This window comes from Rhizobium sp. S96 (assembly GCF_030382195.1).
Taxonomy (GTDB): Bacteria; Pseudomonadota; Alphaproteobacteria; order Rhizobiales; family Rhizobiaceae; genus Rhizobium.
This window is the reverse complement of sequence record NZ_JAUDRY010000006.1, coordinates 327,086-340,220: the sequence shown is the minus strand read 5'-3', so window position 1 is coordinate 340,220 and position 13,135 is coordinate 327,086. Positions and strand designations below refer to the sequence as shown.

Annotated in this window: 13 protein-coding genes; 4 read left to right on the top strand and 9 right to left on the bottom strand. The window is 60.2% G+C overall.

Translation table 11 applies throughout. From position 1 onward, the window contains the following. The first annotated feature begins 91 nt into the window (after positions 1-91). The 3 genes from QTL94_RS09270 to gfa all read left to right on the top strand — a co-directional run bounded on the left by QTL94_RS09270 (position 92) and on the right by gfa (position 2,521). Positions 92-841, top strand: coding sequence for an electron transfer flavoprotein subunit beta/FixA family protein (locus QTL94_RS09270; protein ID WP_289801312.1), 750 nt, complete (start codon positions 92-94; stop codon positions 839-841). 23 nt (positions 842-864) lie between these two features. Beyond that, complete coding sequence (locus QTL94_RS09265; RefSeq protein ID WP_289801311.1) at positions 865-1,809, top strand: electron transfer flavoprotein subunit alpha/FixB family protein; 945 nt, start codon at positions 865-867, stop codon at positions 1,807-1,809. A gap of 139 nt (positions 1,810-1,948) precedes the next feature. Further along, positions 1,949-2,521 carry an S-(hydroxymethyl)glutathione synthase gene (gene gfa / locus QTL94_RS09260; protein ID WP_065692589.1) on the top strand — a complete coding sequence of 191 codons (573 nt, stop codon included), beginning with the start codon at positions 1,949-1,951 and terminating at the stop codon, positions 2,519-2,521. Between the two features lie 160 nt (positions 2,522-2,681). Here gfa and QTL94_RS09255 read toward each other — a convergent pair whose 3' ends face one another. The 3 genes from QTL94_RS09255 to QTL94_RS09245 are packed head-to-tail and all read right to left on the bottom strand — an operon-like array spanning position 2,682 to position 6,323. After that, positions 2,682-3,962 (bottom strand): M24 family metallopeptidase, encoded by a 1,281-nt coding sequence (locus tag QTL94_RS09255; RefSeq protein WP_065692590.1) that lies wholly within the window; start codon positions 3,960-3,962, stop codon positions 2,682-2,684. Positions 3,963-3,997: 35 nt separating this feature from the next. Then, positions 3,998-5,080 (bottom strand): FAD-binding oxidoreductase, encoded by a 1,083-nt coding sequence (locus QTL94_RS09250; protein WP_065692591.1) that lies wholly within the window; start codon positions 5,078-5,080, stop codon positions 3,998-4,000. Further along, the gene (locus QTL94_RS09245) at positions 5,070-6,323 is read right to left on the bottom strand and encodes an aromatic ring-hydroxylating oxygenase subunit alpha (RefSeq protein ID WP_065692592.1); all 1,254 of its coding nucleotides are present in this window, start codon (positions 6,321-6,323) and stop codon (positions 5,070-5,072) included. Before QTL94_RS09245 ends, QTL94_RS09250 begins: the two co-directional genes overlap by 11 nt. A 106-nt stretch (positions 6,324-6,429) precedes the next feature. On the opposite strand from QTL94_RS09245, the gene QTL94_RS09240 reads away from it, so the two are divergent. After that, complete coding sequence (locus QTL94_RS09240) at positions 6,430-7,323, top strand: LysR substrate-binding domain-containing protein (RefSeq protein ID WP_289801310.1); 894 nt, start codon at positions 6,430-6,432, stop codon at positions 7,321-7,323. A gap of 89 nt (positions 7,324-7,412) precedes the next feature. Here QTL94_RS09240 and QTL94_RS09235 read toward each other — a convergent pair whose 3' ends face one another. From QTL94_RS09235 to QTL94_RS09210, 6 genes are all read right to left on the bottom strand, one after another. Next, the gene (locus tag QTL94_RS09235; protein ID WP_289801309.1) at positions 7,413-8,156 is read right to left on the bottom strand and encodes an MOSC domain-containing protein; all 744 of its coding nucleotides are present in this window, start codon (positions 8,154-8,156) and stop codon (positions 7,413-7,415) included. Between the two features lies 1 nt (position 8,157). Beyond that, on the bottom strand, positions 8,158-9,168 hold the full coding sequence (locus tag QTL94_RS09230) for a GlxA family transcriptional regulator (RefSeq protein WP_289801308.1): 1,011 nt from the start codon (positions 9,166-9,168) through the stop codon (positions 8,158-8,160). A 141-nt stretch (positions 9,169-9,309) separates the two neighbouring features. Continuing rightward, positions 9,310-10,164: an ABC transporter permease gene (locus QTL94_RS09225; protein ID WP_289801307.1), complete on the bottom strand. Its 855-nt coding sequence runs from the start codon at positions 10,162-10,164 to the stop codon at positions 9,310-9,312. Continuing rightward, positions 10,161-11,009 (bottom strand): ABC transporter permease, encoded by an 849-nt coding sequence (locus QTL94_RS09220; protein WP_065692597.1) that lies wholly within the window; start codon positions 11,007-11,009, stop codon positions 10,161-10,163. The genes QTL94_RS09225 and QTL94_RS09220 overlap by 4 nt, the downstream gene beginning before the upstream one ends. 22 nt (positions 11,010-11,031) lie before the next feature. Further along, positions 11,032-12,123, bottom strand: coding sequence for a quaternary amine ABC transporter ATP-binding protein (locus QTL94_RS09215; protein WP_289801306.1), 1,092 nt, complete (start codon positions 12,121-12,123; stop codon positions 11,032-11,034). A gap of 83 nt (positions 12,124-12,206) precedes the next feature. Further along, positions 12,207-13,058, bottom strand: coding sequence for a glycine betaine ABC transporter substrate-binding protein (locus QTL94_RS09210; RefSeq protein ID WP_113522873.1), 852 nt, complete (start codon positions 13,056-13,058; stop codon positions 12,207-12,209). Positions 13,059-13,135 lie beyond the last annotated feature (77 nt).

Below are 13,135 nucleotides of genomic sequence, written 5' to 3'. Positions count from 1 at the left end.
ATGCGATCGATCAACACGCCACTTCCGGCGTTCTGCGCAGCTCGCGCCTGACGCCAACGGAAAGGGCCAAGAGACACAACAGGACGCCCCCATGAAAATCCTCGTACCCGTAAAACGCGTCGTTGATTACAACGTGAAGATCCGCGTGAAGGGCGATGGCACAGGCGTTGAGCTCGCGAACGTCAAGATGTCGATGAACCCCTTCGACGAGATCTCGGTGGAAGAAGCGCTGCGGCTGAAGGAAGCCGGCAAGGCCGAGGAAGTGGTGGTGGTGTCGATCGGTCCTGCCAAGGCCGAAGAGACGCTGCGCACAGCGCTTGCCATGGGTGCCGACCGTGCGATCCTCGTCGAGACCGACGACGCCGTCGAACCGCTGGCCGTTGCCAAGATCCTCAAGGGTGTCGCTGACGCCGAGCAGCCGGGTCTTGTGATCGTCGGCAAGCAGGCGATCGATGACGACTCGAACCAGACCGGCCAGATGCTGGCAGCCCTTCTCGGCTCCGCCCAGGCGACCTTCGCCTCGAAGATCGAAATCGGGGATGGCAAGGCTCAGGTGACCCGCGAAGTCGATGGCGGCTTGCAGACGATCGAGATCAAGCTTCCAGCCGTCGTCACCACCGATCTGCGTCTCAACGAGCCGCGCTATGCCTCGCTGCCGAACATCATGAAGGCGAAGAAGAAGCCGCTCGACAAGAAGAACCCGGCTGACTTCGGCGTCTCCACCGCCCCGCGCCTGAAGGTGCTGAAGACCGAGGAGCCATCCGGCCGCAAGGCAGGCGTCAAGGTCAAGTCGGTTGCCGAGCTCGTCGAGAAGCTCAAGTCCGAAGCCGGCGTCCTCTAAGGTTCGAGAAAGGAAACATCACCATGGCCATTCTTCTTCTGGCTGATCACGACAACGCAACCCTTTCCGACCAGACCGCCAAGGCACTGACGGCCGCTTCCAAGATCGCCAAGGAAAAGGGAAGCGATGTCACCGTTCTCGTCGCCGGCAAGGGTGCCAAGGCTGCCGCCGATGCCGCCGCCAAACTCGCCGGCGTCTCCAAGGTGCTGCTTGCCGAAAGCGATGAGCTTGCCAACAATCTGGCCGAGCCGCTGGCCGACCTGATTGTCTCGCTGGCTGCCGGCTATGACACGATCATCGCCGCCGCCACCTCGACCGGCAAGAACGTGCTGCCGCGCGTGGCAGCGCTCCTCGACGTCGCGCAGATCTCGGAAATTATCGAGGTCGTCTCATCAGACACCTTCAAGCGCCCGATCTATGCCGGCAACGCCATCCAGACGGTTCAGTCGAACGATGCCAGACAAGTCATCACCGTCCGAACCGCTTCGTTCTCCCAGGCCTCCCAAGGCCCCGCTGCTGCCGTTGAGGTTGTCTCAACGGCAGCCCTTTCTTCTTCCCTCTCCACCTTCGTTAAGGACGCGCTGTCGGCCTCCGACCGTCCGGAACTGACCTCTGCCAAGATCATCATCTCGGGCGGCCGTGCGCTCGGTTCTGCCGAGAAGTTCCAGGAAGTCATCCTGCCTGTCGCCGACAAGCTCGGTGCCGCCGTTGGTGCCAGCCGCGCCGCCGTCGATGCCGGCTATGCCCCGAACGACTGGCAGGTTGGCCAGACCGGCAAGGTCGTGGCCCCTGATCTCTACATTGCCTGCGGCATCTCGGGTGCGATCCAGCACCTCGCCGGCATGAAGGATTCGAAGGTCATCGTCGCGATCAACAAGGACGAAGAAGCGCCGATCTTCCAGGTTGCCGACTACGGCCTCGTCGCCGATCTCTTCGAGACGTTGCCGGAATTGCAGAAAGGGTTGTGATCACCGTTCCGCCTGACCTGGGCGAACGGGAAGGCGTGGTGTTCGTTATGATCGTCGGCGGGCCCATCGGCCGTGACCCGCGTGTGCTGCAGCTTGGCCGAAGCATTCCGCTTCTGCCCAGGAGGGAAGGAAAAGACCCATGAGTAGCATCAATATCCATCCCGTCGTGGATTCTGGCTATCAGGCCACGGACGCCCGTTTTTCGGGCGGGACGCTTGTGTGCAATTGTAAAGGCAATCCCGTAAGGATCCGGATCAAAGGCGACATTGCGCACAATCACGCGTGCGGCTGCACGAAGTGCTGGAAGCCTGCGGGCGCTGTCTTTTCTGTCGTGGCGGTCGCGCCGACAGACACCGTGGAGGTCGTCGAAAATGGCAATAAACTGGCCGTCGTCGACCCCTCGGCTCTGATCCAGCGGCACGCCTGCAAGGAATGTGGTGTTCACATGTACGGGCCAGTTGTACGGGAGCATCCGTTCCAGGGCTTGTCCTTTGTCCACCCTGAGCGTTTCGAGACCAAGGGCTGGGCCGGACCTGGCTTTGCCGCATTCGTATCGTCGATAATCGAAAGCGGCTTCGATCCTTCGAAGATGGATCAGGTTCGCTCGACGCTAAGGTCAACCGGCCTTGAGCCGTATGACTGCCTGTCTCCGGGTCTCATGGATTACATCGCCACCTGGACAGCGAAGAAAAGCGGCGCGCTACCCGCCTAGGAGGAACGGCGACGTCAGTTTGAGGGAGGCCGTTCTGACGTCGCCGAAACTTTCCTGCGGCCGTTCTCGGTTTCCGCGTTTGCTTTCTGCCGATACGCGGAGATAGGCGCGGACAAGCGTGGCCGCAATCTTGCGGCCCAGCCAAACTGAGTGGGGTCTTCTAGATTTCCTCCCAAGGGAAGCTGTCGAGGCGTTCTGCGCCGAGCGGGGTGATGAGGGCCTGTGTCTCAAGCTTGATGCTCTCGGATCCGTCCTCGGCAATGAGGCTTTCGATATTCAGGACCATGCCTTCCTCGATGCAGCCGCTAAACCCCTCGTCATAGTCGGGGTGCAGGAGGATCCCCGGCCACTCGTCAGCCATGCCGGTTCCGTGCGCAGCCAGGGTGTAGCGATAAGGAATGTACCTCTCGGGAATACGCCAGCTCTTCGCGTTGAATTCGCCGAACGTCATGCCCGGTCGGATGATCGCAAGGTTATGATCGATCTGATCCCGCGCTGCCGCGTAGAGTTCTTTCTGCTTGGCGTTCATCGCCACGTGCCCGCAGGTCCATGAGCGCGACAGGTCGGCGCAATAGCCGTACGGCCCGATCATGTCGGTATCGAAGGAGATCATGTCACCGCGCCGGATGACGTAGTCGGAACATTCCTGGTACCAGGGATTGGTGCGTGGGCCCGCGGTCAGGAGCTTGGTTTCCAGCCATTCTCCGCCACTTCGCGCATTCTCGAAGTGAAGCTCGGCCCAGATCTCACGCTCGGTGCGACCGGGTTCGGAGGCCTCATACATCCGCGCCATCCCGGCTTCGCAAACGCGGATCGTCCAGCGCATCAACTCGATTTCTTCGGCACTCTTGATCGACCGCGCCCGTTCCGCCAGTTCCTGTCCGTCGAGCAACGTGAAGCCGCGGATCTGCAGTTCATGCGCCGGCGCCGGCTCAAGCCGGTCCACGGCAATCCGGCCGCTGCGACAGTGAGTTTTCACAATGTCAGCAATCTCGTCGGCCCAAGCCTCCATCCTGTTTTCGACCAGATTTCCCGCAGTGAAGAACAGGAACGACTTCGATGTTCGAACCTCATCGATCCCCGGCAGTCCATCGTTGACGTGCTCCGATCCTTCGAACTCGAACATGATCGCTGGTCCATCCGCGAGGATCAGCGCGTATCGCGATGGATTGTGCATGGTCCAGATGCTCATGTTCGAACAGTCGAACGCATAGCGGATATTGACCGGATCGTAGAGCAGCAGTGCCGGGCAGTCCCACTCCTTCATCTTCGAACGCAGACGCCCGAGACGATAGCGCCGAGCAATGTCGAGCGTGGACGAAGGAATGGCGCTGATCAGGGGACGATCAGCACCATCAGGGTTCAGGTAGGCCTGCTTGCGATCATCCTTGAACACGGGAGCAGTTGATGACGCCGATGAATTGTCTTCGCTACGCAGCATTCGATTGATCCTTCACCAGGAAACGCAGGCAGTGGTCAGCGGTCGATCACAAGATCGCTGAGCGGCTTTGAACAGCAGGGGAGGAACATTCCGGCGTCAATCTCGCGCTGGCGAATGCCGCCATTGTGGTTCATCTCGACGGAACCCGACACAAGCTTGGACTTGCAGGTGCCGCACACGCCGTTGGAGCAGGAGGACGGCAGCCGGACGCTGCCCTTTTTCGCGGCGGCGAGCACGGTCTGGTCGGACAAGACGTCCAGTGTCCGTTTCTGTTTCGAGAATTCGACCTGATAGGTCTTGGTCGACGGCCGAGCCTCGACGTCGAGGCACGGTTCGTCGATCACGGCCGCATCGAAGCTTTCTTCGATATAGTTCGAGGCTGGAACGCCGAGAGCCACCGTGATCGAACGGGCGGCCGCCATGAACGGTGCAGGCCCGCAGCACATGACGACACGCTCCGCGATATCTGGAACGGCCAACTTGAGGAATTCAGGCGAGATCCGGCCGGTCAATCCGGGCCAGGCAAGCTCGCCGGCGACCGTTTCCGGCAGGAAGTGCAGCCGCAGGCCCTTCATCCGACGGGCGAGGCAGGAAAGCTCGTCTCGGAAAATGAGGTCGAGAGGCGTGCGTGACGCGTGCAGGAACACGATATCGGCCCGTTCGCTGCTATCCGCGAGATCGCGGGCGATCGACATCACCGGCGTGATGCCCGATCCTCCCGACAGCAGCAGCAATTTCGTCTGCGCAGCCCTTGGGCGCACGAAATGGCCGAGCGGACCCTGGCCCTTGACCGTCATGCCGGCGGCCATGTTGTCGTGCAGCCAGTTCGACACCTTGCCGCCGGGCACGCGCTTGACCGTGACGGTGAAGGCGTTGCTACGGTGGGGCGACGAGGAGATGCTGTAACAGCGAGTCTCGCCCTCCGAGCCGGTCGGGAAGTCGAAGAGGAAGTACTGGCCGGCGTCGAAGCTGAACCGCTTGCCCTCGGGGGAGGCGAAGGTGAAGCTCTTCACGTCGTGCGTCTCCTGATGCACGTCGAGACACACGAGCGTTTCGTCGTGTTCCGGATCCCAGGTGGCAGCAAGGTTACGCTGCATTTGCGTGAACTCAATACCCATGAGCGCGCATCCGATCGATGTACCAAGACGCAAACTTGTCGAGGTTGGTTTCCGAAAAACGGGAGTAGGGGCCGGGCTGATAGGCCGGATCGAGGGCGCCTGCATGCGAACGGGCAACGAGGTCGGCGTCCTGGTCCGTGGTGGCAATCCAGACATCGGTCAGCTTGTCGAGATCATAGTCCTTGCCCTCAACGGCGTCCTTGTGGACCAACCACTTCGTTCTGACGAGGGTCTTTCCGGCCGAAAGCGGGATGACGACTGCCACGACGGCGTGGTCGCCCATGAAGTGGTTCCAGGAATTGTGGCCCCAGAGATGCGTATCGCCGAGATCCTTGCGCGTCATCTCACCGAGCAGCTTGGAGGACGCGGCGGTCGCATCATGGGTCTGGGATTCGCCGGCGCCGGCAATGATCAGGCGCTGTGTGCGAAAATTCGTTGCGCAATCGGCCAGCTGTTCGACCGCGGCCGACGGAAAACCATCGGCTTCCCAGGCCTTTGTCCGCTCGTCGTAGAGGCGAAAGTGTTCTGCGGCCTGCTCACGATCTTCAGGGCTTAAGGTCTCAGGATCGAAGCCGAAGTCGAGGTCGACGAAAGATACGCAGAGTTCCGGATGGTTGGCGGAGCAGTGGTAGCATTCGCGATTGTTTTCCATCGTGAGCTTCCAGTTGCCATCCTCGATCACATCCGTCTGATGGGCAACCTTGGCATTGCGGATGTCATAGGGTGCAAGCCGCTCGACCATCGCCCGTTCCAGGTTTGCGATGTCTTCCGGTGGGTTATCGGAGAGACAGACATAGATCAGCCCTCCGATCGACTTGAAGTGCACCGGTTTCAGGCTGTGACACTGCTTGTCCAGGTCGCTGCCCATGTGCGGGGCATAGGCCAGCTCGCCGGTGAGTTCGTAGGTCCAGGTGTGGTAGGGACAGACCAGCTTCGAGACGATCGTCTTTCCGGCATCGAGGAGGCGCGAGCCGCGATGGCGGCAAACATTGTGAAGGACGCGGATCTCTCCGTCATCGTCACGCAGAAGGATCAGGCTGGTCTTGCCGATATCGATGACGGTTGCGTCTCCGGGCTCCGGAACGTCGCAATCCAGTCCGACGCAGATCCAGTGCTTGTGAAAGAAGACATCGATATCGGCGTCAAACACGTCCTCTCGAGTATAGAGGCCAGCCGGCAGGGAATAGCCGTTGGCGCGCGCTTCAAGCAGGGCGGATATGGAAGACGGAAGTTTGTTGAGCATGAGATCCCCTTATGTTTTGATGACCCAGTTTGTGCTTGCTTATCCGATCCTTCAACGGCATTAATTTTTAGGGATACATAATATTATGTAATGGGAAGGAGGGCGGATGAACTTCAGACGGCGCATTCCCTCGCTAACAGCGCTGATGACGCTGGAGGCAGTCTTGCGGCATCGCAGCTTCACCGCAGCCGCAGGTGAACTCGGTGTCACGCAAGCGGCCGTCAGCCGCCAGATCGCGCTTCTTGAGGACGAACTGGGTGTGCCGATGTTCGTGCGCAGGCATCGTGCCATCGAGCCGACAGCCGCAAGCCTCGCCCTTGGAGCCACCCTTGCACAGAGCTTTGCCAACATCGCCGACACCGTCGATGCCATCAGGGTGTCGCAGACCGATGTCGTGACGATCGGTGCGACGGTTGCTTTTTCGTCGTTTTGGCTCTTGCCGCGGTTGGCAGAGTTTCGACGGGAAAATTCGGGCGTGCAGATAAGGGTCATCTCTCAGGATGCCAGGATCGATCTGGATGCCGGGGGCGTAGACATCGCCATCCGTTACGGAATCCCGCCATTTGCCGATGCGAAGGTTGTCGCCTCCCAGACGGACGCCGTTCTTCCCGTATGTTCACCGGACTATCTTCGGCGTCGGCCCACGACAGAGCTATCCGAAAAGGATGATTTCATCGAAACCGATGTGCAGGATCGGTCCTGGCTGTCTTGGTCGCAATGGTCGGATGAGACCGGCAGGCACCTCAGGATAAAGCCTCAGCTTCGCTTCAGTCACTATACCGAGACGATTGCGGCCGCTCGCGCCGGGCAGGGCCTCGCACTCGGCTGGCGCCTGCTCGTCCAGACGTTTCTCGACGACGGGACACTGGTTGCCCTTGCCGAAGGCGAGATGCCAACGGTCGAGCAATATTGCATTGTTCTGCCGAACAGGCGCCGCCGTTCGCTTGCCTCGGAACATGCGGCAAGCTGGCTCGCCAACGCACTAACGCGGCCGCTTTAAATGCAGCCGTCGGACGGGTTCCTCGTTGCCGAAACCGTTGCTGGATACCCCGACGTCAAGAACCATGACGTCCATCGGTTTCGTCTGCGTCATCCTTGATCAAGGTTGACGAGATCCCCCACCTTCAGGACACCGGTCTCGGCCGGCGCGCAGTAAACGCCCATGTTGCGACCGCCGAACCTCATGATGTTTCTCAAGATCTCGGGATCGTTTGGCAGGCCGCCCTGCTCGATGATGGTAAAGCCGCAACGTTTTGTGGGGGCAATCACCGTGCCCTCCACTTCACCGAGCCGGACGCCCTTGTCGATCCAGTCGAGCTCTGCAAATCCCGTTATGTCCTTCGATGTCTCCACCACGATGTTGGGTCGAAACCGTCGGCGATCGGGATCGCCAGCCGGGTGGATCGACTTCAGGTGATCAATCGAAGCGCTGGTGAGAAGATGCAAGGGGGAGACTTGGTAGCGATCCTTTGCGACCTCGACGTCCGATGTTCCTGCCCGCGTCCGCTCGTACGGACGAAGCGCAACGTCGAACCCGAAGAAATCCGTCAACTCCAACGCAAGGTGCGGATCATTCACGCCACGCCAATCGTGGTCGGGGGCCTTTACCTCGACCGTGCCTGCCGATGTCGTGCGGGATTTCACGAAGACGCACTTCTGCCATTGCCGGTCCCGCTCCGGATGCGCGACGATGCCGCTTGACACCTCGACAAGGGCAAAGCGCCGGTCACCAGCCAGCCCGTCTGCCGAGACCTCGGCCTGCTCAAGCAATTCTCCCGTCACGGAGCTTACGGGATAGCGCCAAAGCTCCGTGATTTTGCCGACTTGTCGCATTCTAGTGGATCTTCGCCGGTGATGCCCGCACCTGTGACGGGGTGGCGCCGAAGGTGCGCTTGAAGGCGCGCGTGAAGTGCGAAGCGTTTTCGAAGCCGACATCAAGCGCGATCTCGATCATCGACAGTTTAGGGTTGGCGAGCAGGGCTCTTGCTCTTTTCAGACGCACCAGCTTGTAAGCCTGCGCCGGGGACATTCCAGCCTTCTCCATGAAAACGCGTTCGAGTTGGCGGCGCGACAAGCCGACGGCGGAGGCGAGTTGGGGGATCGAGAGGCCGTATTCCATGTTCTGCTCCATCAGGATCATCGCAGCCCTGACGCGATCATCCTCGTAGTTCTCATAGAGCGGCCTATGCGGCTGCACATCCCCGGGAGATCTCGCCTTCTCGATCTGAAGGACCTCGAGTGCATTTCGTTCTGCCTCGTGGCTGATGTAACGGCGAACAAGAAGGGCAGCCATGTCGGCAGCACTGGTTCCACCCGCACACGAACCGCGCTGGTTGTCGAGATTGAAGAGCCTGTCCGAGCGAGCCGACAAGGTCGGAAACCGCTCCCTATAATCCTGGGCGTGGAGCCAACTGACGCAGGCGTTGTGATTTGCCATCAAACCGGCCTCGGCAAGGATGAAGGTCCCGGTGCAGAGACCGATCAGGGGAACGCGTTGTGCGGCTGCACGCTTCAGGAATGCGACGGTTTCGTCGTCCACCGGTCGGTCAACCGTCAGCAGACCGCCGACGACCACGATGTAGTCAAAGCGAGACGGGTCGATGAAGTCGGAGGTCGGCGCGACCTGGACGCCGCAGCTTGAGGTGACGAGATGACGCGTGCTTCCCAGAACCTGCCAATCGGCCCGCACCCTTCCGGAGCGATCGAATTGATCACTCGCGAGACGCAGGGTGTCTACGAAAAGGGCGAATGCCGACAGCGTGAATGTCCGCGCAAGCACGAAGCCAACCTTGAGCTGCTTGGTTGCGACTGCATTTTCCCCGGTTCGAAAATCCTCGGGTCTCATCGGTCATGCCTCCTGTTTCGAAAGCCCATCATCAAGCGATCTTAGAATCCGTACGCGAGTGGATACCGCTCGTCCACGACCATGGCGTTGCGACCAACGACGCAGGCGCAACGCCCCGATGCAGAAGAGCGTGTTCCCCCATCACTTGGGAGCAGCAGACGCGCGGTTGCGATCAAGCAGCCCTCGGCTCAGACGATCTAGCAGGAGGGCGACGGCGACGATTGCCAGCCCGGCCCGCAAACCAAGGCCCATTTCCATCCGCGTCAGGCCACGCGTTACCTCTGCGCCCAAACCGCCAGCGCCCACGAGCCCCGCCAGGACAACCATCGCCAGGGAAAGCAGGATGCATTGGTTGAGGCCGACAAGGAGTGTCTGCTTTGCGAGCGGAATTTCAATCTTCCAAAGCACCGACCGCGGATGCGCCCCGATCGCACTGCCGAGCTCGATGTATTCGCGCGGTATCTGTTTGAATGCCAGCGTGGTCAGACGCAGCATAGGTGGGATCCCATAGACGATCGTCGCGATGATCGCCAGCACGCGCCCGAGGCTGAAGACCATGACAGCCGGAATGAGATAGACCCATGGCGGCACGGTCTGCATCACATCGAGGACAGGTCGGACGGCGGCCTCCAGGGCCCGATAGCGGGCACACAACACTCCAACAGGGAACGCAATGAGCACGGAGATGAATACGGCGACGGTCACCAGCGCGACGGTCTGCATCGATGCCGTCCAGAAGCCGACGATGAGGCAAAAACCGAGGCAAAGTCCGGCAAGGACAGCGCCACGAAGATTGACGGCGAAGAACGCCGCGAGGACGACGATCGCGATCATGGCAGGCGGCGGCAGGATGAGAAGGACTGCCTCGATTGCCGACAGGACCGTTTCAACGATAGTGCTGATGGCTGAAAACAATGGATGGAGATTGGTATTCAGCCAATCGACAGCGGGCGCCAGGAAAGCGCCCGGCGAGAACTGCAAAAGCGAAGTATTCATGACGTCCTCCCCGTTCCGAGACGCGCTGCGCTCTGTGTGATGCGATCAAGCACCATGGTCAAAACCACGATCGCGATCGCGCCGTTGATCGATGTGGCGATATCGAGGGTGCGGATGGCACCGTAGATAGTTTCGCCAAGCCCACCGGAACCGACGATGCCGGCGATAACCACCATGCCGAATGCCATCATCAGGCTCTGATTGATGCCGGCCATGATGCTTGGAAGTGCGAATGGCAGGCGGATCTTGAAGAACATCTGGGCCGGAGTGATCCCGCTCGCCTCGCCAAGTTCGATGAATTCCCGCGGCGTCATGCGAATGCCGAGGGATGTCAGCCTGATCGTCGGCGGTACGGCGACGATGATGGTTGCGATCAGCGCAGTGGCCGGACCATAGCCAAGCAGTGCAATTGCCGGCAGCAGGTAGATATACGGCGGTAATGTCTGGATCAGGTCGAGGCCTGGCTCCATGAACTTGTTGAGCGCTTTTGAGAAGCCGGCTGCTATTCCGACCGGAATGCCGATGGCCAATGCAAGGACAGTCGCGGTCAGAACGAGTGCCAGAGTGCTCATCGTCTGCGGCCAAAGGCCCATCGAGAAGCAGAGCGCCAGCGCCAGGGCGCTGAGGATTGCGAACCACTTGTTGACGAGCCGCCAACCGATGACCGCAACCACGATTGCAATCACATAGAAGGGGGGAAGCTCAAGCAGGAAGAGGATGCTGTTATAGAGCCCCTCCAGCAACCATCTGATGAACTCGAACACGGACTCGCCATTGTCGCCCAACCATCCGAGCGCTGTATCGGTCCATTCGTCGAAGGCATCTGTGAAGCTTGAAATGTCCATGTCATTCAGCTCCTGCCGGCACTCAAGCGGCCGCGCGATCGTGACTTGAAGTTCCCTTCACTCCCATCAGGAGGCTTCGGGGGGTGACGACGCCGACCACCTGATCATTATCGACGACCGCGATCGCATCGCGGTCCGTCTGCATGGTCAGGGTGATCAGTTCGTCGATATCTGCGTCCGGCGTGGTGCGCGCCAGCGACGAGATGTCGGCATTCGGGGCGGCTCGCTGGAACTCGCTCACGCTATGCATCACCGAATGCGCCTTGATCAGATGCAGGCGCGAGATGCCTGCCACGAACTCGGCAACGTAGTCATCGGCCGGATTGAGGATGATGTCCTCGGCGGTGCCGGTTTGTATGATCACGCCGTCCTTCATGATGGCGATACGGTCGCCAATCCGGATGGCCTCGTCGAGATCGTGCGTGATGAAGACCGCTGACTTGCCAAGCGACTTGGTGAGCTGCCGGAATTCGTCCTGGAGCTGGCGGCGGATCAGGGGGTCGAGGGCACTGAAAGGCTCGTCCATCAGGATGATTTCGGGATCGGAGGCCAGTGCCCGGGCAAGGCCGACGCGCTGCTGCATGCCGCCGGACAACTCTGTCGGATAGCGGTCGATCCAGTCGGCCAACCCGACGGTTTTAAGGGCCGCCTTCGCAGTCTTGTTGCGCTCGGCCTTCTGTATGCCCTGAACTTCCAGCCCGAAGGCAGCGTTCTCCAGCACCGTGCGATGCGGAAGCAAGGCGACGCTCTGGAACACCATGCCGATGTTCTTCGCCCGCATCTGCCTGAGATCGACCGGGGCCAGCGCCGCAATGTCCTTGCCCTTCACCAGCACTTTGCCGGCGCTTGGCGTTATCAGCTTGTTCAGCAGGCGTATCAGTGTCGATTTCCCGCTGCCTGACAGACCCATGATGCAGAAGATCTCGCCCCGCCTGACCTGCAGGCTGGCGTCTGACACGCCGACGACGCAGTTGAATTCCTTGAGGACCTCAGTCTTTCCAAGACCGCGCTCGGCGATGGACTTCATGGCGGCGGTGGACTTGTCGCCAAAGACCTTCCACAGGGATTGGCAGTCAATCAGGACTTCATTGGTATCGGTATTAACGGCTTTCATAGCGATCCCCTTGAGCCAATTGGTGCTGGCTTCTGTCTTTGGGCTTGAAGTGGCCGTCCGGCGCCCGGACGGCCGTGGCGACATCAATCCTTCTTGATGTTTTCCCAGCGCTTGATCAGGTCGGCATGCGCACCGACCCAATCCTGGACGGCCTGGTCCATGGTCTTGCCCTCGTTGACGGCACCGTTGATGGCGGTGATATCGGCAAGCGGGACGTAAACGCTGGCCATGACTTCGCGGGCGTGCGGATTGTCTGCCGAGAAGCCCTTATGACCGATCCAGTAGTAGCTTTGCGGCGGCGGGAAGACGCCCTTCGGATCCTTGAGGTACTTGATCGGGAACTTCTGCACCATCCACGACGGCTCCCAGATCGTCACAGCCGTCCATTCCTGCCGGTCGTATGCCGATTTGAGCGCAGCCGTCATCGCCGCGGTGCTGCCTTCGACGAGCTGCAGCTTGAGGCCATAGTCCTTGACGGCGTTCGATGCGTCACGCATCAGGCCCGAGCCCGGCTCGATGCCGATGATCTTGCCGCCGAACTTGTCGGCGTTCTCGTTGAGCTGTTCGAGAGAGTCGATCGGGACATATTTCGGCACGGCAATGCCCTGGTAGAGGCCATGTGAGACCGGCGAGATCTTCTCGAGGCGGCTCTTGTTCTTGTTCCAGTAGTCCTGGGCAACATAGTCGGTCTGAGAGGCGAGAACCTGGATGTCGCCCTTGGCGAGAGCGGCGTAGGCAATGCCCCATTCAGAGAACTGAGTGACCTTGACGGTATAGCCGGCGTCTTCGAGAACCTTCTTGGTGATGCCGGTGATCGGCGTCAGGTCTTCCCAGGACAGCGTGCCCATGTTGATGGTCTTTTCTTCTGCACGGGCGGGGAGCATGCTGATCCCGACCATCGCAGCAGCGCAAAGCGCCTTCCACAATGTCTTCATTGTTCTTACTCCTAGTTCTTCGTTCCCATTATCGTTGAAGCCCTGCGAGCGGCGGTGACTTCATATTGCGCGGCCAG